Raw genomic sequence first — 17291 nt, 5'->3', positions numbered from 1 at the left:
CCGTATTCCTCGTGTCAACTATCCTCATGTCAATCATTTCGGGTAGGTTGGGGCACATGGACGCGACGGACCTCTTCGATGACCAACGGCTGACCACGATGGGCCTGCTCTTCGAGGCGCACGAGGGCGTGGTCGGCAGGTTGGCGCCGGTCTGGAAGGCGCACGGACTGTCCGGGCTCGACATGAATGCGCTGATGCGCCTGAGTCGTTCGCCGCGGCGGCGACTGCGCATGTCCGATCTGGCGGCGCAGACCAGGCTGTCGACGAGCGGCGTCACCCGGCTGGTGGATCGGCTGGCGCGGGCGGGACTGGTGGAGCGCGAGCTCGATCCCGGCGATCGGCGCAGTGCGTACGCGGTGCTGACCGAGGCGGGCGCGGTGCGGCTCGCGGAGGCGCTGCCGGACTATCTGGCAGGCGTCGAGCGCTGGTTCACCGGATTGTTGACGCCAGCGCAGCTCGATGCGCTGATCGCCGCGTTGCGCATTGTTCGCGATGCCGCCAATCCGGATGCGACGGTCGGCATCGAATGATCGACTCGGCGGCGTCAGCCGCCGGTCAAGAGGCGTTCGAGCCCGTCGAGGATCAGGGTGAGGCCGAAGTCGAAATCGGCTATGCCCGTGTGCTCCCCGTCGATCACCAACTGTGACAGCGCGTTCATGTAGGGAAACTCGTCGGCGGGGATGCGCGGCAGGAACTGTGTTGCCGCAGCGGCATATTCGTCCGGCTGCAACGGGAAGTTCACCTCCTGCAAGGTGAATCCGTAGATGTGGCTGTCCATCGCGTTCCAGGCGCGATCGGCCTGCTGATAGGAGAAGCCCGCCGTGCGCAGGCAGCCGAGCGTGGCGTCGATGTAGCGGAGCATGGCCGGGCCGACATTGAGGCGGGAGCCGATCAGTCCGGTGGCCCATGGATGCCGCAACAGCACCTCGTGCGCCGAGGTCGCCCGCGCCCGCATGGCCGCTTTCCACTCCTGGTCGATCGTGGGGGCGGCCATCTCGGCGACCACCAGATCGGCGATGCCGTCGAGCAGGTCGTCCTTGTTGGCAACGTGGTTGTAGAGCGACATCGCCTCGACGCCGAGCGTCTGCGCCAGCTTGCGCATCGACAGCGCGGCAAGTCCCTGCTCGTCGGCGAGTCGAATGGCGGTGTGCAGCACCTTTTCCCGGTTGAGTGGCGGGCGCGAGGTGCCGTTGGTCGAGGTCTTGGCCATGAGCTCTTTCGGTTGACGGACTTACGGTGTGCAGCATGTCGCCGATGGGCACGCCCAGGGCAAAACGGTGCTTGCGATCTGATCGCTGTGGTGCGGATCAGTCGACCGAATTCGCCAGCCGGGTAGCGAGTTCGCGGAGGTGGGCGACGAACTCGGGCGGCTCGTGCACCCGGAACGGATAGCCGAAGCTGGCGACGAAGATCGCCAGTTCGTCGAGGGAGTTGGATCCTGTTCGTAATAGGCAGGTTTCGGCGTCGACGGCCTCGAGTGCCCCGACGGTCGGTGCGATACGTTCGGCGGCGACCTCGGCAGGGACCCCGAGGGTGATCCTGGCGACGTAGCGGTACGGCGAACTCGAAACGCCGCGCGAAACATAGCCGGACAGGTCGACATCGGGCGCTTCGCGCGGAGTGAAGCGCGGGCCGGTCGGGATGCGAGGATGCAGCCGGTCGACCCGGTAGGTGCGCCAGTCGGCACGATCGACATCCCAGCCGATCAGGTACCAGCGACGGCCGGTGTGTGCCAGTCGATGTGGCTCGGTGACGCGCAATGACGTTGCCCCGTCATGACTCCGATAGTCGAAGCGGAGGCGGTGACTGTCCCTGATCGCGCCCGCGATCGCGGTGAGGGTATCCGGATCGACGGTTGGCCCGCCTGCCTGCACCACGACGGTGGCCGATTGCAGCAGACTCACGCGGTGCCGCAGGCGCGACGGCAGCACCTGCTCCAGCTTGGTGAGGGCACGCAGCGAACTGTCCTCGATGCCGGTGATGGTGCCGCCCGCGGCGGTGCGCAGCCCGATCGCGACCGCCACCGCCTCGTCGTCGTCGAGCAGCAGCGGCGGCAGTTTCGCGCCCGCCCCGAGCCGATAGCCCGCGACACCGGCGGTGGCTTCCACCGGATAGCCGAGGTTGCGCAGCTTGTCGATGTCGCGGCGCACGGTGCGCACATCGACCTCGAGGCGTTCGGCCAGGTCGGTGCCTGTCCAATCGCGGGGCGTCTGCAGCAGCGACAACAGCCGAAGCAGCCGTGCGGAGGTTTCCAACATGAGTTTCAGTCTGCCGGAAAGCTAGGGCAGAAGCTGTCCTAGGTGGGTCATATCGTCTAGTTCATGAGCAACGAGATCCAGAAATTCCGCATCGACATCCCGCAACAGCAGCTCGACGACCTGCGTGCCCGACTCGACAGTGCGCGCCTGCCCGCGCCGCTGCCTGGTGACGGCTGGGACACCGGCGTGCCGACCACCTGGCTGCGCGACATGGTCGACTACTGGCGCACCGAGTACGACTGGCGCGCGGCCGAGGCCGAGCTCAACACTTTTCCGCAGTACACCACCGAAATCGACGGGCAGACGATCCACTTCCTGCACGTCCGTTCGCCGCACGACGGGGCGCTGCCGCTGCTGATGACGCACGGCTGGCCTGGCTCGGTGGCCGAGTTCCTCGACGTGATCGGCCCGTTGACCGATCCCGCCGCCCATGGCGGCGACCCGAAAGACGCCTTCCACCTGGTGATTCCGGCGCTGCCGGGCTTCGGCTTCTCGGGTCCGGTGACGGAGACGGGGTGGACGGTCCAGCGCATCGCCGCAGCGTGGGCCGAGCTCATGCACCGGCTCGGCTACGAGCGCTACGGCGTGCAGGGCGGTGACATCGGCGCGGCGGTGAGCCCTGAGGTCGGCCGCACCGTGCCGGAACGCGTTGCGGGCGTGCACGTCAACGGTGGACCCGGCCCCATGCCGCCGTTGCCGCTGGCCGAGGACGAATTCGCGAGCCTGACCGCAGTGGAGCAGGATCGGGTCCGCCGGATCGAGGCGTTCATGCAGGAAGAGTTCGGCTACATCGCGATTCAGTCCACTCGTCCGCAGGCGCTGGCGTACGGGCTGGTGGATTCGCCGGTGGGGCAGCTCGCCTGGATCATGGACAAGTTCCGTGAGTGGACGTATCCGCGAAACATCGACCCGGACAAGATCATTGCGCGGGATCGGCTGCTGACCAACGTGATGCTGTACTGGCTCACCGCAACCGCGGGTTCGGCGGCGTACGTCGGCTACGCCCATGCAGGCGGCTGGGGCACGCCGCAGGTGAACTCCGGCGTGCCCACCGGGGTCATCGTATTCGCGCACGACATCGGGATCCGGCGCTATTCCGAACCCGAGCACACGATCACCCGCTGGATCGAGGCCGACAGCGGCGGTCACTTCGCGGCACTGGAGGAGCCTGCACTGCTGACGGCCGACATCCGGGAGTTCTTCCGCGATCTGCGCTGAAATGCACAGTCCGTTGGCCTGTTCCGGCATGTCGTTGCCGGAACAGGCCCACAATCAGTGCAGCAGGACTGTCGGTGAGGTGCGGCCATGGACAAACCGAGACCATTGACCCAGGAACACCGGGAAGAGTTCTGGCGCCGCTGTGGCTGGTCGCCGGATCTCCCGGAGGCCGAGCGCGCGGCGCTCGAACGGACGTGGGACGACGAAGCGATCGACATGGCAGAGCTTTTCGGCTGGTAGCTCAGGCGAGCTCCCCGGCGGCCCGCCATGAGCTGCGTTCGGCGCCGAAGGCCGCGGACTGGGTGGCGCGGAAGGCGTCGATGGACGCGGCGTTGTCGGCGAGGAACTTTCGGTACTCGGCGAGGCTGAACTCGCCGTCTTCGGTGTCGACGTCGATCCGGCCTGCGGCGAAATCGGCACGACGGGCGAGGAGTTCGTCCGCCTCGACGGGGTACCAGCGGATGCGATCGAAATAGCGGAGCAGCCATGGTGTTTCCACGCCCGCGGTGGAACGGTCCGCACCAGGGGGTAGTGCGGTGCTTGCGTGATGGTTCCAGACCTGGGTGGTGCGGCCGACGAATTGGTAGCCGCCGGGGCCTTCCATGCCGTAGATGCACAGGTAGGCGCCGCCGATGCCGACCGCGTTCTGCGGGGTCCAGGTGCGGGCCGGGTTGTACTTGGTGGTCACCAGGCGGTGGCGCGGGTCGGTCGGGGTGGCGACCGGTGCGCCGAGATACACGTCACCGAGGCCGAGGACGAGATATTCGGCATTGAAGACGGTGTCGTAAACGTCTGCCACCGAAGCCAATCCGTTCATCCGGCGGATGAACTCGATGTTCCACGGGCACCACGGCGCGTCGGCGCGGACACCGTGCATGTAGCGGGTGATCGCCTCGCGGGTGGACGGGTCGTCCCAGGAGAGCGGGAGATGCACAGTGCGGCTGGGGACGACGAGCGCGTCGGCGGCGGGCAGCTGTGCCTCGGCCTCGGCAAGCAGATCGAGGACAGCGGTGACGGGGAGGACGTGCGGGTCCACCCGGATCTGGAGTGAGCGGATGCCGGGGGTCAGTTCGGTCACGCCACGCACACCGGCCGCGAGCAGGTGCTGATGGAGGGCGTGCACGCGGGCGCGCAGGCCGAGATCCAATGTCATGGTGCCGTATTCGACGAGCACCGCGTCGTCGCTCGCCCGGCGATAGGTCACCCCGGTCTCGTCGTCCACCTCGGCCCGGCGCAGCACGCCGTCGTCACCGTCGCCGCCCGACGACAGCACGATGGGCCAGGCGGCGCGACGGCCAGGGCCGAGCTCGCGCGGCGAGGCGGCGCGCTCGCCGCGGATGGGCACGAACCGGACGGCATTCCCCGGCGCCAGCTGCCCGAGCTTCCAGCGGTCCGCGGCGACGACGGTCACCGGGCAGACGAAACCGCCGAGGCTCGGGCCGTCCGGGCCGAGCAGGATCGGGGTGTCGCCGGTGAAGTCCAGTGCGCCAACCGAATACGCGGTGTCGTGAATGTTCGACGGGTGCAGCCCGGCCTCGCCGCCGTCGGTGCGGGCCCACTCCGGCTTGGGGCCGATGAGGCGAACGCCGGTGCGGTCGGAGTTGAAGTGCACCGCGTAGTCGGTGCCGAGGATGGTGTCGACGTCGGTGCGAGTGAAGAATTCCGGTGCGCCATGCGGGCCCTCGGTGACGGCCAGTTCCCAGCGTTCGGTGATCGCCGGTTGATCGTCGGCCGGGACGCCGGACGTGACGGCGCCGTACGGTGCCCCGAGCGGCAGCACGTCGTCGGCGCGCAGGGCGCCGCCGTCGCTGCCGCCGAACTGTCCGAGCGTGAAAGTGGCGGTACTGCCGAGATATTCGGGCAGCTGGAGGCCGCCGGCGAACAACACGTAGCACCGCATTCCTGGGCCGCGCATAGCGCCGACTTCGAGGACATCACCTGCAGGCACCAGGACCGTACGCCACTGCGGCACGCGTGCGCCGCCCACGGTGATGTCCACGGGCGCCCCGGTGACGCATACCCACGTCGGCGCGGAGAAGCGCAGGGCGGGCCCGGTCAACGTGCACTCCAGTCCGGCCGCACCCTCGGGGTTGCCGAGCGCTCGGTTGCCGAGCCGGAACGACAGGTCGTCCATCGGCCCCGAGGGTGGCACGCCGACGTGCCAGTAGCCGGTCCTTCCTGGCCAATCCTGCACGGTGGTAAGCATTCCGGGGCGCACCACCGTGACCGAGGCTCCCGGCTGTCCTTCGGGCGGCGGGCAGCAGTCGGCGGCGTGGGTCTGCGTTGCCTGCGGCTCGGCGGCACGGGCAGGCGGTGCGGCGCGTGGGTGTAGTTCTGCGTGGGTCATCGCGTCACCACCATCCGGACCGGTGTCGGGTCGAAACCGTTGCAGGGGTTGTTGATCTGCGGGCAGTTGGACACCAGCACCAGGGTGTCGATCTCGGCACGCAGCGTGACCTTCTTTCCCGGCGCGGACAATCCGTCGACGATGCCGAGGGTGCCGTCCGGCTCCACCGGAACGTTCATGAACCAGTTGATGTTCGACACCAGGTCGCGCTTGCCGAGGCCCCACTGCATCGCCGCGGTGAGGAAGTTCTCCACGCACGCGTGTTGATGGCGGGTGTGGTGGCCGTAGCGCAGCGTGTTCGACTCCTGCGAGCAGGCGCCCGCAATGGTGTCGTGGTTGCCGACCTCGTCGGCGATCACGGTCATCAAGGCGGTGCCCGTGTCGGTCAGCAGCACGCTGCCGGTGGTGAGGAAGATGTTGCGCTGTGCGGCGACCGTGGCCTGGGCGCTGTAGCGGTCGGTGTGGTCGGCGGCCGAGTACAGCAGGCAGTCGACCGCCTGGTTGCCGTGCAGATCGATGATCTCCAGGTGCTCACCGGCCCGGACCACCGCGGACCACGGTGCGCGGGCTGGAACGGTCTCGTCGCGCACGACGGTGCGCTCCGTGCTGGTCATGGCGTTACCTCCGGCGTGCGCGCGGCGATCCAGGCTCGTTCGGTGTTCTGCACTGCCCGTTGATATTCCGGCTCAGTGTTGTGCGTGACCTCGAGGTCCGCGGGCGCCGCCCATGCGACGACATCGAGGTCGGTGGCGGCGCGGTCGTCGAGCGGATGTGCGGCATTGGCGACGAGCAGGGTCACCGGGAGATGTATCAGCAGGTCGACCGACGCACCGGCGGCGGCGCTGCCGGTGGCGGTCAGTGCACCGTCGGCCTCGACGCGGATCCCGCGGAAGAACGACACCGTCGGGCCGATATCCCGCGGTGCCAGACCGTGTTTGGCCCCGGCGAGGCGAAGCAACTGCCTCGCCTCGGCGGTCGGCCCGCACAGAGTGTCGTGGCGGCCCGAGGTGTCGGCGAGCACGGTGGCGAGGACGCGGCCCTGGTCGGACAGCAGCGGATGCCCGTTGCCGAGGTAGGCCTGCCACGGAACCTTCACGGTGTCAGCGACATTCAGTCGTTCCCACGGTGCGTCCGCGCGCACCAGCAGCAGATGCGCGCACGCGGCGCCCGCCGGGTCGGACAACCGGATCCGGGTGCCGCGCCCGAGCACGACGTTGGCGTAGCCGCTCGCTGGAATGCGCTGGGTAAACGTGATTGTGGCGGCGTCGACGCCCTCGGGCAGTGCGGGCTCCGCGACGGCCGCGGCGGCTGCCTGTGCGCGAGCGTGCGCCATGGCGCCCATGGTGGATGCGGTGCTGGTCATCAATGCTCCCTTCGCCGGGTGGTGTCAGGTTCGATGCGCTGTCAGTTCGGTTCGCTGTCAGTTCGATTCACTGTCAGTTCGATTCACACAGCGCGGTGGTGGCCGACGCCACCACCGCGCGGCTGAGTCAGGCGGGCTGCGTAGCGGTTTCGGCGCGCTGCGCCGTGCGCACGAACCAGTGCACGAGCACGCCGACCGCGACCACAAGCAGCACGAACAGCGGTGCGGCCCAGAGCATCCACCAGCCGCCGCCCTTGGGGGTGTAGACCTCGGCGCGCGGCCACGCCAGATTCACCGCCATCGCGATGCCCCATGCCACGGCGAGCAGGTTGATGGGAATGCCGAAGCGGCCGAGGCTGAACAGCGTTGTGTCGGGGTCCTCGGCGGGCCAGCCCTTGAAACGCCGCACCAGCAACGGGACCGTCACCAGCAGATAGGCCAGATACAGCGTCACGATGCATACGCTGGCGAGCGTGGCGAAGATCGCCGCGTTGCCGAGATTGACCAGCAGCAAACCGATTCCGAGCACACCGATGACGATCGACGGCAGGACCGGGGTGCCGAAGCGGTTGTGCACGACGCCGAGTGGCTTGGCGAACGGCAGCTTCCCGTCCCGGGCCATCGAGAACATCAGGCGCGATCCGGCGGTCTGAATTGCCAAGGTGCACACCGTGATGGCCACCGCGACACAGCCGAGCAGCACCGCGCCCGCCGGGCTGTTCAGCTTGGCGGTGAGCACGTAGGCGAGGCCGTCGGTGGCCAGTGCCCCGTCGGACAGGCTCGGCGCGGCCATCAGCGCGCTGATCAGCAGCAGCCCGCCGCCGAGCGCGGACGCCGACAGCGCGGTCAGGATGGTGCGCGGCGCCACCCGGCGCGGGTTCTTGGTTTCCTCGGAAAGCTCACCGGCGGAATCGAATCCGACCATCACGTAGGCGGCCATCAGCCCCGAGACCAGGAACGCGGCCCAGTACGGGCCCGGCGCCGCCTGGTCGGTCTGCAGGACAACGCCGGGACCGCGCTCGGTGTTGCTGAAGAACAGCGCGATGATCGCGAGCACGCCGACGATCTCGACGGTGACGCCGATCGAATTGATCCGTGCCATCACATCGATGCCGATCACATTGATCAGCGTGGTGATCACCAGCAGCACGCTGCCGAGCAGCACCGCGTTCGTCGCGCCCGAGGCCGAGGTGAGTGCCCTGTCCTCACCGATGAGCTGGAAGCCGCTCCAGATGGACGGCAGGACCACCTGCAGTGCGATGGCGGCCGCGGCGGCGGTCACGATCTGCGCGATGATCATCAGCCAGCCCGCGAACCAGCCGACGATCTCGCCGCCGAGGCGCCGCGACCACTGATATATGCAGCCGGAAATCGGGTAATGCGCGGCCAATTCGGCGAAATTGAGCGCGACGAGGAACTGGCCTGCGAAGACGATCGGCCAGGTCCAGAAGAATGCGGCGCCGCCGAACGAATAGCCGAAGCCGAAGAACTGGAAGATCGTGGTGAGGATGGAGACGAAGGAAAACCCTGCCGCGAACGAGGCGTAGCGGCCGAGTTTGCGATGCAGCACCGGCTGATAGCCGAATCCGGCGAGGTCGATACCGTCCGCACTGGTGTCGGGCGGTGGGGCAGAGGTCAGTGTTGCGGCCATGGCGGGTCCTTAAGCATGCGGCCAATACCTATCAGATGACAGTTTTAAGGAGGTGATCGCACTTTTCGTGACCCGCATGTATCACTTACGCTAACCCCGGTTACGGGTATATTTCCGGGCGTCCGCAGTAAATGGCAGGAATATGCCATGTGGCGGGGGTGGGCACGATCGCCGCGTCGCGCCGCCTGCCAGAATGGGCCCTGTGACAAACCTCGGCCCCGGCCGTCCCCGGATAGCGCAGCGACTCCGTCGCGGCGGGACACCGCGCGCCGAGATCCTCGACGCCGCCGGAGAGTTGTTCACCACCAACGGGTATGCCAACACCTCGACCCGGGTGATCGCCGATGCCGTCGGCATCAGGCAGGCTTCGCTGTACCACCATTTCGCGGCCAAGGACGACATCCTCGACGCGCTCCTCGCCGAAACCGTCACCACCCCACTGGAACTCGCAGGCCGACTGGGCGCGGTCCCGGAGTCGGCTCCGACCCGCCTCTACGCACTTGCTTCCTTCGACGTCAGGCAACTCTGTGCGGCGCGCTGGAATCTCGGTGCGCTCTACCTCCTTCCGGAAGTGCGCACCCCCCGATTCGCGACCTTCCGGCTCCGCCGTGACGAATTGCGCAGGCACTACGAGGCTTTGGCTGCGGCGGTGCTGTCCGAGGTGGGCGGCGCAGGCATCGCCGACGCGCAAGCCCTGCCGTTCCGGCTGGTCGAGATGGTGATCAGTATTCGCTCGGACGAAGGCGTCGTACCGGCTGCCGCCGAGCGGACGATCCCCGACGCGGTACTTCGAGTGCTCGGCTGGCCCGGCGACCTGGATGCGCTGCGCACCGCGGCACAACAACTGCTCGACCGGCTCGAACCGCCAGCCGCGTAAGGTCGCGTCGCTGCGTAGGCCCGTGCCGAGATCAGCGGGTCGGCGGCGCGATCTGCCAGTGCTGCTGCAGCGCACCCGCGATCTCGGGGAGCACGGTGACCGGGATTCGTTTGTGCCGCAGCAGGGCTCGGATTTCGTTGACCTGTTCGCGCTTGCGCAGGTCGTAGGCGCCGGAGACCGGGCGGAGCACCGGCGGAATCGAGAGCAGGACCAGTTCGCCGTGTTGTTCGTCGCCGCCGGAGAGGTCGAGGGCGAGCGACCAGCGCGCGCGGTCGTCGAGGGTGAAGCGGCCTGCGACGACGCGGTCCCAGTCGATGCTGGATACCGTCCACGGCGTGCGCCGGTAGATCGCCTGTTCAGTGAGCAGGATGGCGTCCCGGGTGAACAGGGCCGCCATCACGGCGACGCCCGCGATCGCGCCGACGAGCAATCCGGTGAACACACGGTTCACCCCGAACAGTCCGACGATCGCCGCGGCCATCACGACGGTCGCCAGGATCCCGAGGACGCTGTAGAGCGCCGCGCGCTGTGTGGGGACGACACCCGCCCGCACCATTGTCATCTCATCCACCTGCTTCCGGCCTGCTGCGGCACACGCTACCGGCCGCCAGGTGCTCCCGCATTTCCTTCGATATCCCGCACGGCCATCGCGCGTGCGTGCGGGATATCGAGCGGGAACTCAGGATTGCAGCGCGACCGCGGCCTCGGCGGTGTGCACCAGGAAGGTCAGGCTCTGCTGGAAGTACAGCTGCACCGACTCGGCGTCGTGCGACAGGTAGCCGATCGAAAGGTCTTGGCCGAGGCGGAGATCGAAGTCACCGCCGCGGGTGGTCAGCACGAACGCGCCGTCGATCGCGGGCGCCCAGACGATCTCGCCGTCCGGGATGAGGCGCTCGATGTGCGTGCGGATCGGATGGCCGTGGTCGGAGGTCTCGCTGACCGCGGTGAACAGGTCAGCGCTGAGCAGCACCGAGTAGGGCCCGTCGACGCCGGCGAGGCGCAGCGCGCTGAGCGCGAGCGCGATCGACTCCGGCACCAGCCGTGGATCGTTGGGCAGCGAGATCGGATCGTTGGTCGAGCTGGCCCGCACGCCGGTGATGCCCGCGGCCTGATAGCCCTCGAAGATGGCCCGATCCTCGGCGAACGCGATCCGCTGCGCGGCATCCTTCACCGGATCGAGGTCGGTGTCCTTGGCGCCGCGCTCGACATTGTCGAGCTCCTCGCGCGAGAGCCGGAACGGCACCCGCAGCTCGACCAGCGGCGCGACGATCCGCTGCTTGGCGAGCACGCCCTCGGCGGGCGCGGCGATCTGGGTGGTGTGCCCGGTGCCGACCGCGGCGTAGTCGAGGCCGTGCGGGCCGGACAGGTCGACGACGCGGCGCCCGGCGATGTGCCGTTTGAAGGTGCGTGTCGCCTCTTCCTCGATCGCCGACCATGCCTCGTCGGTGACCGGCGCGAGTTCGCGATGGAGGTTGTTCATGACTGCATGCTCCTTTTCAACGTGCCGATACCGAGTGAGCCCGAGCCGATGTCGTTGGGCTGCACCGCTTCCGCCGTCGCCGACGCCGGCGGTGGCGGAAGTTCTTCCAGGAAGTCCAACGACGGCGCGAAGAACGATGTGCCGGTGACTGCGATGGAGAAGTCCAGGATCCGGTCGTAGGCCGCCTCTTCGGTGCCGACGAACATGCGGGTGAGCATCAGCTCGGTGACGCTCGGCGTCGCTGCGTAGGCGATGTAGTACGTCCCGAACTCACCGTCCTTGACGCTGCCGAACGGCATGTTGGCGCGCAGGATCTGACGCTCGGTGCCGTCGGCGTCGACGATGGTGTTCACCGCGACGTGCGAGTCGGCGGGCTTGTCGGCGTCGGAGAGCTCGAAGTCGTCGAGCTTGGTGCGCCCGATGATCTTCTCCTGCTGCTCGACGGTCAGCGCCCGCCAGTCCGCCATGGGGTGCAGGTACTTCTGCACGATGACATAGCTGCCGCCGCGGAACTCGGGGTCCTCGTCGCCGACCAGCGCGGCGGCATAGGCGGATCGGCCTTCGGGGTTCTCGGTGCCGTCGACGAAGCCGAGCAGATCGCGCTGCTCGAAGTAGCGGAAACCGACGGTCTCGTCGACGATCGTCGCCGCGCCTGCGAGCCGATCGCCGATCGTCATGGCCAGCTCGAAGCAGGCGTCCTGGTTCTCCGCGCGAATGTGGAACAGCAGATCGCCGGGCGTCGCGGGAGCCTGGTGGTGCTCGCCGACGAAGCCGGGGAACTCGTGCAGCTCGGCGGGCTTCGGTCCGGCGAAGAGCCGATCCCACGCCGCGGAGCCGATCGAGGTGACGCAGCTGAGCCCTGCTCCCGGCAGCCGGAACCCGACCGAGCGACGCAGGCCGGAAAGATCGGCGATGGTGTCCCGCACGACCGCCTCGCCGCCCTCGTCGATGGTGGCGACCAGGAAGATCGCGGCCGGGGTGAGCGGATCGAGAATCGGCTGCGGCTCACTCATGATCATCAGCCTAGTGCCACCCGCGGCGCCGCCGACCGAGCGGCACCGCGATTGCCGCAGCCGTTGCGGTTACTACTTGGCGACCGTCAACAGGAAGGCGACGTCGTCGACCGCCTTGACGCTGTGCCTGGCCTTGGGCACCACGATCAGGTCGCCAGCGGAGCCCTTCCACTCGTTGTCGCCGCTGATCAAGGTCAGCGTGCCACTGAGCACGAGCAGGGTGGCTTCGCCCGCATTGTCGTGTTCGGCCAGACTCTGGCCCGCGCTGAGGCCGACCACGGTCTGCCGCAGCGAATTCGCGTGACCTCCGTAGATGGTTTGCGAACTGCGTCCGCTCGTGGCGGTGCTGGCCAGCTTGAGCTGTTGCCTGGCAACCGCAGTCAGCGATTTCTTGTCCATGGACCGCCTTTCGCAATGACAGCAGCCGATGCGAGGGCTGGTCGCACCGGCTCGGGGGCACGAACGAACGAAGGCCCGGCCCCGCTTACCCTGGAGTATGCCCGACCGTGCCTGGTCACGGGTGGTGTTTGCACGGCAGGGGCGTTCTGTGATCGAACGGTGTTGTGCGGCTGCAATGATCGATGCGGAGAGTTTGCTGTTCAGTTGGTTTCGCGGCGGGTGTAGCGGCGGATGCGGTATCGGAGGCCCGACGTCGACTCCTGCCACGGTGCGTCGTCGTCGACCGTCCATTCGGGGCCGATCTCTGGGGCGAACGCATCGCCTGCGACGGTGCTCTCCACTTCGGTGACGAGCAGGTCGGACGCGAAATCCATGGCGGCGCGGTAGATTTCACCGCCGCCCATGATCCACACGGTGTCGTCGCCACTCAGTGCTAGTGCGTCGGCCACCGATCCGGCGCGCTCGGCGCCCTCGGCGGTCCACTCGGGCTGCCTGGTCACCACGATGTTGCGCCTGCCGACCAGCGGGCGGAATCTGACAGGCAGGGAGTCCCAGGTGCGCCTGCCCATCACCACCGGATGTCCCATGGTGACCGCTTTGAAGTTCGCCGTGTCCTCGGGCACCCGCCACGGGATGGTGTTCTCGACACCGATCACTCCGTCGGGGGTTTGCGCCCAGATCAGCCCGACGGTGCGCGGACTCACACCGCCACCGGTGCCTTGATCGCCGGATGATGCTGGTAGTCAACCACTTCCACGTCGTCGTAGGCGTAGTCGAACAGGGTCGGCGCAGGCCGGAGGTGCAGCGTGGGGAACGGGTACGGATCGCGGGTCAGCTGCTCGGTGACCTGATCGAGGTGGTTGTCGTAGATGTGGCAGTCGCCGCCGGTCCAGACGAAATCGCCGGGGATGAGCTCGGTCTGCTGGGCCACCATGTGGGTGAGCAATGCGTAGCTGGCGATATTGAACGGCACGCCGAGGAACAGATCGGCGCTGCGCTGATACAGCTGGCAGGACAGCCTGCCGTCGGCCACGTAGAACTGGAAGAACGCGTGACACGGCGCCAGCGCCATCTTGTCCAGCTCGGCGACGTTCCATGCGGACACCAGCATGCGCCGGGAGTCCGGGTTGGTGCGCAGCGTGTGCAGCACCTCGGAGATCTGGTCGACGTGCATGCCGTCCGGTGTCGGCCACGACCGCCACTGCACGCCGTAGACCGGGCCGAGTTCGCCGTCGGCGTCGGCCCATTCGTCCCAGATGGTGACGCCGTGCTCCTGCAGCCAGCCCACATTGGAGTCGCCGCGCAAAAACCAGAGCAACTCGTAGACGATCGACTTGAGATGCACCTTTTTGGTGGTGATCAGTGGGAAGCCCGCCGACAGGTCGTAGCGCAGCTGATGGCCGAAGATGCTGCGCGTTCCGGTGCCGGTGCGATCCGTCTTCGCCGTGCCGGAGTCCAGCACCAGCCGGAGCAAATCCTCGTACTGGGTATCGGTCGCCACGCCTGGCCACTCTAGTCTTCCCGCGGCCTGGCAAGCTCGGCGCATGCACAAGCTCTATGTGATCGGCATCGGCGCGGGCGACCCCGACCAGGTGACGGTGCAGGCGATCAAGGCGATGCGTCAGGTCGACGTGTTCTTCGTGATCGGCAAGGGCGAGGACAAGCGCGAGCTGGTCGAGGTGCGGACCGCGATCCTGGCCGAGCACGTCGATCGGCCCTATCGGATCGTCGACATCGCCGACCCGCCTCGGGACCGGGCGTCCGCGGATTACCAAGGGGTGGTCGAGGATTGGCACGAGCGCAGGTCTGCGGTGCTAGAGGCCGCGTTCGCGCAGGCCGACGGGGTCGGCGGGATCTTGGTGTGGGGTGATCCCTCGCTGTACGACAGCACGTTGCGGATGATCGAGCGGGTGCTTGCGCGCGGGCGGATGCGGTTCGAGTACACGGTGATTCCGGGTGTCACCAGCGTGCAGGCGCTGGCCGCCAGGCATCGGATGGTGCTGCACCGCATCGGCGAGCCGGTGCAGGTGACCACCGGTCGGCGGCTGCGGGCGGACGGGCTCAGCGGTTCGGCGGTGGTGTTGCTCGACGGTGACTGCTCGTTCACCGAGGTGCCCGGTGCGGACGTGCACATCTGGTGGGGCGCCTACCTCGGGATGCCGGACGAGACGTTGATCGAGGGGCCGTTGCGTGAGGTCGAAGAAGAGATCGTGCGCCGCCGCGCCGAACTGCGGGCGCGCAAGGGGTGGATCTTCGACGTCTATCTGCTGCGCGATGTGGTTGTCGGTGGTCGCCGGTAATCTTGGCGTGTGCCCGAACTACCTGAGGTGGAGGCGCTGGCGCAGTTTCTGCGGGAACATGCGGTCGGCGCGGTGGTCGGGCGCGTGGATGTCGCGGCGTTGAGCGCCGTGAAGACCTTCGATCCGCCGGTGACCGCGTTGTCCGGGCGGGACGTCACCGGCGCCGGTCGCTGGGGGAAGTTCCTCGGGATGCAGTGCGGCGAGCTCTGGATGATCACCCATCTGTCCAGGGGCGGCTGGCTGCGCTGGATCGATGAACCGAGCCAGACGCCGCCCAAGCCGGGCGGCAAGAGCCCGTTGGCGTTGCGGGTGCACTTCTTCACCCCGGAGGGCGCGACGCCCGCCATCGACCTCACCGAGGCGGGCACCAAGAAGCGGCTCGCGGTCTACATCGTCGACGACCCGAAGCTGGTGCCCGGCATCGCGCGGCTCGGTCCGGACGCGCTCGAGGTGACCGAGGAGCAGTTCACCGAGATCCTGCGCGGCACCTCGCAGCGGATCAAGACCGCGATCGTCGACCAGACCCTGCTGGCAGGCATCGGCAACGCCTACTCCGACGAGATCCTGCACACCGCACGGGTCTCGCCGTTCGCCAACACGAAAACCATGGCGGCGGCGAAGGTCTCGGAGCTGTACGCGGCCATGCGCGCGGTGCTCACCGACGCCGTCCAGCGCTCCGTCGGCCAGGATGCCGCCCGCCTGAAGGGCGAGAAACGATCCGGCATGCAGGTGCACGCGCGCACCGGCCTGCCGTGCCCGGTCTGCGGTGACACCGTCCGCGAGGTCTCCTACGCCGAGCGTTCCTTCCAGTACTGCCCGACCTGCCAGACCGGCGGGAAGATCCTCGCCGACCGCAGGATGTCCCGGCTGCTCAAGTAGTCAGGGTCGGTACTCGGACACCTTGCCAGGCAAGGCGTTTGGCCTTGTCGGGATCGTGCTCCAACCGGGCGGGAGAGTCGATGATCATGGTGGTGCGGCTGTCTTCGGTGTAGGCGGGCCAGGACGGCAGCGGCGCGCCGGTGCGGGCGAAGGCCAGCCAGTTGTCCTGGAACTGGTCGGTGACGGCCCGCAGGCCACGGCGGCCGCCAGGCGCGGTGATGGCGCGGCCGGCAGGCGATTCGCCGAATCCGAAGACCGGGATCAGGTCGGAGGCGTGTGTCGAGCCGAGACCGGCGAGCTGTGCTGCGCGCGGCACGAAGTCGTAGCGGTAGGCGTAGGTCGGTGCATAGCGGCTGTGCCCGGCCATCACGGTGACCGACGGGCGCCAGAAGACGAAGTCGCCACCGGCCCGCACCGCGGCCTTGGCCGCCGGATAGCCGGGATATGTTGCCGCGATCCGAGATTCGGCGTCGTCGCCTACCGCGGCGCGCAGTCGGTCCGGCGTGGTCGGCAGTGAGTCGGCGAACTTCGCGAACAGCGTGCCCTCGTCCCGGTTCGTGCCGATGATGAGCGGAACGCGGTGGGCGTTGCCCTCGGCGATCGCATCGATGGGCGCCTGCGGGAGAAGATCACCGTCGACCACCGGGGCAATGGGGAACAGGCCGCGCCGTTCGCGCAGCACCCGATTGCTGGTGCGGTCGACGGCTCGGCGAATGTCGTTGGCGCTCGCCGTCAGCAGCGCCTTCGCCGCGGTGTCCGGCGTCGCCCCGAGCTTGTCGACGCAGCGCAGGGCGAAGGTGCGGGCATCCGCGGCGGTCATCGCCCAGTCGGCCGGCGGGCTCTGCGAAATGGCCTGATGGAAAAGGCCTTTCGCGGCGGGCGTGGCCAGCAGGCTGAGCACCGCGTGCGCGCCCGCCGACTCGCCGAAGATGGTCACGTTGTTCGGATCGCCGCCGAACGCGGCGATATTCGTGCGCACCCACGCCAGCGCCGCGACCTGGTCGCGCAAGCCGAGATTCGACTCGAAAACGTGGTCCGGCGTGGAGAACTCACCGAAATCGACGTAGCCGAATGCGCCGAGCCGATAATTCAGCGACACCAGCACGACGTCCCCGCGCACCGCGAGCCGCCCGCCGGAGTACAGCGCGAGCGCCGACGTGCCGGTGAGGTAGCCGCCGCCGTGGATGAAGACGAGCACCGGGCGCGGTGCGCTCGACGGGGTCGTCGGCACGGTGACATTCAGTGTCAGCGCGTCCTCTGCGGTCGGCTGGTAACTGCGCGGCCCGACCCGTGCACCTGCCCGATGCTGCATCGCCGCGAACCCGAACTCGGTGCTCTCACGAACCCCGGCCCACGGCGTGACCGGTTGCGGAGCCCGAAAACGCAAGTCACCCACCGGAGGGGCCGCGTAGGGCAGTGACCGCCAGCGCAACACGCGGCGGCCACGACGACCGCGCACGACTCCGTCAGCGGTCCGAATATCTGTCGATGCCACCATCCACCGAT

General features: G+C 68.1%; 19 protein-coding genes. 6 read left to right on the top strand and 13 right to left on the bottom strand.

Features of this window, described 5'->3' with window-relative positions:
- Positions 1-56: 56 nt before the first annotated feature.
- A complete protein-coding gene (locus tag ACGFNJ_RS40645; protein ID WP_393461358.1) occupies positions 57-530 on the top strand; it encodes a MarR family winged helix-turn-helix transcriptional regulator in 474 nt (157 codons plus the stop codon).
- A 14-nt stretch (positions 531-544) separates the two neighbouring features.
- Here ACGFNJ_RS40645 and ACGFNJ_RS40640 read toward each other — a convergent pair whose 3' ends face one another.
- Positions 545-1210, bottom strand: coding sequence for a TetR/AcrR family transcriptional regulator C-terminal domain-containing protein (locus tag ACGFNJ_RS40640; RefSeq protein ID WP_393461357.1), 666 nt, complete (start codon positions 1208-1210; stop codon positions 545-547).
- Between the two features lie 97 nt (positions 1211-1307).
- The gene (locus ACGFNJ_RS40635) at positions 1308-2258 is read right to left on the bottom strand and encodes a helix-turn-helix transcriptional regulator (RefSeq protein WP_393461355.1); all 951 of its coding nucleotides are present in this window, start codon (positions 2256-2258) and stop codon (positions 1308-1310) included.
- A 63-nt stretch (positions 2259-2321) separates the two neighbouring features.
- Between ACGFNJ_RS40635 and ACGFNJ_RS40630 the strand changes: the two genes are divergently transcribed.
- Positions 2322-3476 carry an epoxide hydrolase family protein gene (locus ACGFNJ_RS40630; protein ID WP_393461353.1) on the top strand — a complete coding sequence of 385 codons (1155 nt, stop codon included), beginning with the start codon at positions 2322-2324 and terminating at the stop codon, positions 3474-3476.
- A gap of 87 nt (positions 3477-3563) precedes the next feature.
- Positions 3564-3716 carry a hypothetical protein gene (locus ACGFNJ_RS40625; protein ID WP_393461351.1) on the top strand — a complete coding sequence of 51 codons (153 nt, stop codon included), beginning with the start codon at positions 3564-3566 and terminating at the stop codon, positions 3714-3716.
- 1 nt (position 3717) lies between these two features.
- On the opposite strand, the gene ACGFNJ_RS40620 is transcribed toward ACGFNJ_RS40625, so the two are convergent.
- The 4 genes from ACGFNJ_RS40620 to ACGFNJ_RS40605 form a co-directional block, all read right to left on the bottom strand.
- Complete coding sequence (locus ACGFNJ_RS40620; protein WP_393461349.1) at positions 3718-5823, bottom strand: 5-oxoprolinase/urea amidolyase family protein; 2106 nt, start codon at positions 5821-5823, stop codon at positions 3718-3720.
- The gene (locus tag ACGFNJ_RS40615) at positions 5820-6437 is read right to left on the bottom strand and encodes an urea amidolyase associated protein UAAP2 (RefSeq protein ID WP_393461347.1); all 618 of its coding nucleotides are present in this window, start codon (positions 6435-6437) and stop codon (positions 5820-5822) included. Before ACGFNJ_RS40615 ends, ACGFNJ_RS40620 begins: the two co-directional genes overlap by 4 nt.
- The gene (locus ACGFNJ_RS40610) at positions 6434-7186 is read right to left on the bottom strand and encodes a DUF1989 domain-containing protein (protein ID WP_393461345.1); all 753 of its coding nucleotides are present in this window, start codon (positions 7184-7186) and stop codon (positions 6434-6436) included. The genes ACGFNJ_RS40615 and ACGFNJ_RS40610 overlap by 4 nt, the downstream gene beginning before the upstream one ends.
- A gap of 127 nt (positions 7187-7313) precedes the next feature.
- Positions 7314-8837: an amino acid permease gene (locus ACGFNJ_RS40605; protein WP_393461343.1), complete on the bottom strand. Its 1524-nt coding sequence runs from the start codon at positions 8835-8837 to the stop codon at positions 7314-7316.
- A 193-nt stretch (positions 8838-9030) separates the two neighbouring features.
- Between ACGFNJ_RS40605 and ACGFNJ_RS40600 the strand changes: the two genes are divergently transcribed.
- Positions 9031-9714 (top strand): TetR/AcrR family transcriptional regulator, encoded by a 684-nt coding sequence (locus ACGFNJ_RS40600; RefSeq protein ID WP_393461341.1) that lies wholly within the window; start codon positions 9031-9033, stop codon positions 9712-9714.
- A gap of 31 nt (positions 9715-9745) precedes the next feature.
- On the opposite strand, the gene ACGFNJ_RS40595 is transcribed toward ACGFNJ_RS40600, so the two are convergent.
- The 6 genes from ACGFNJ_RS40595 to ACGFNJ_RS40570 form a co-directional block, all read right to left on the bottom strand.
- The gene (locus ACGFNJ_RS40595) at positions 9746-10276 is read right to left on the bottom strand and encodes a hypothetical protein (protein ID WP_393461339.1); all 531 of its coding nucleotides are present in this window, start codon (positions 10274-10276) and stop codon (positions 9746-9748) included.
- Between the two features lie 117 nt (positions 10277-10393).
- The gene (locus tag ACGFNJ_RS40590) at positions 10394-11194 is read right to left on the bottom strand and encodes a family 1 encapsulin nanocompartment shell protein (protein WP_393461337.1); all 801 of its coding nucleotides are present in this window, start codon (positions 11192-11194) and stop codon (positions 10394-10396) included.
- On the bottom strand, positions 11191-12207 hold the full coding sequence (locus ACGFNJ_RS40585) for a Dyp-type peroxidase (protein WP_393461335.1): 1017 nt from the start codon (positions 12205-12207) through the stop codon (positions 11191-11193). The genes ACGFNJ_RS40590 and ACGFNJ_RS40585 overlap by 4 nt, the downstream gene beginning before the upstream one ends.
- A 72-nt stretch (positions 12208-12279) precedes the next feature.
- On the bottom strand, positions 12280-12606 hold the full coding sequence (locus tag ACGFNJ_RS40580; RefSeq protein ID WP_393461333.1) for a cupin domain-containing protein: 327 nt from the start codon (positions 12604-12606) through the stop codon (positions 12280-12282).
- A gap of 200 nt (positions 12607-12806) precedes the next feature.
- Positions 12807-13310 carry a dihydrofolate reductase gene (locus tag ACGFNJ_RS40575; RefSeq protein WP_393461331.1) on the bottom strand — a complete coding sequence of 168 codons (504 nt, stop codon included), beginning with the start codon at positions 13308-13310 and terminating at the stop codon, positions 12807-12809.
- Positions 13307-14107, bottom strand: coding sequence for a thymidylate synthase (locus ACGFNJ_RS40570; protein WP_393461329.1), 801 nt, complete (start codon positions 14105-14107; stop codon positions 13307-13309). Before ACGFNJ_RS40570 ends, ACGFNJ_RS40575 begins: the two co-directional genes overlap by 4 nt.
- 43 nt (positions 14108-14150) lie before the next feature.
- Between ACGFNJ_RS40570 and cobF the strand changes: the two genes are divergently transcribed.
- Positions 14151-14906: a precorrin-6A synthase (deacetylating) gene (gene cobF / locus ACGFNJ_RS40565; RefSeq protein WP_393461327.1), complete on the top strand. Its 756-nt coding sequence runs from the start codon at positions 14151-14153 to the stop codon at positions 14904-14906.
- 9 nt (positions 14907-14915) lie between these two features.
- Complete coding sequence (locus tag ACGFNJ_RS40560) at positions 14916-15785, top strand: Fpg/Nei family DNA glycosylase (RefSeq protein ID WP_393461325.1); 870 nt, start codon at positions 14916-14918, stop codon at positions 15783-15785.
- Here the strand turns inward: ACGFNJ_RS40560 and ACGFNJ_RS40555 are convergent.
- A complete protein-coding gene (locus ACGFNJ_RS40555) occupies positions 15778-17283 on the bottom strand; it encodes a carboxylesterase/lipase family protein (protein ID WP_393461323.1) in 1506 nt (501 codons plus the stop codon). The two genes, ACGFNJ_RS40560 and ACGFNJ_RS40555, sit on opposite strands and share 8 nt — an antisense overlap.
- Between the last annotated feature and the right edge of the window lie 8 nt (positions 17284-17291).

This window comes from Nocardia sp. NPDC049149, from assembly GCF_043197455.1.
Taxonomy (GTDB): domain Bacteria; phylum Actinomycetota; class Actinomycetes; order Mycobacteriales; family Mycobacteriaceae; genus Nocardia.
The sequence above is the reverse complement of the archived record's forward strand: the minus strand, read 5'-3'. Positions and strand labels throughout refer to the sequence as shown.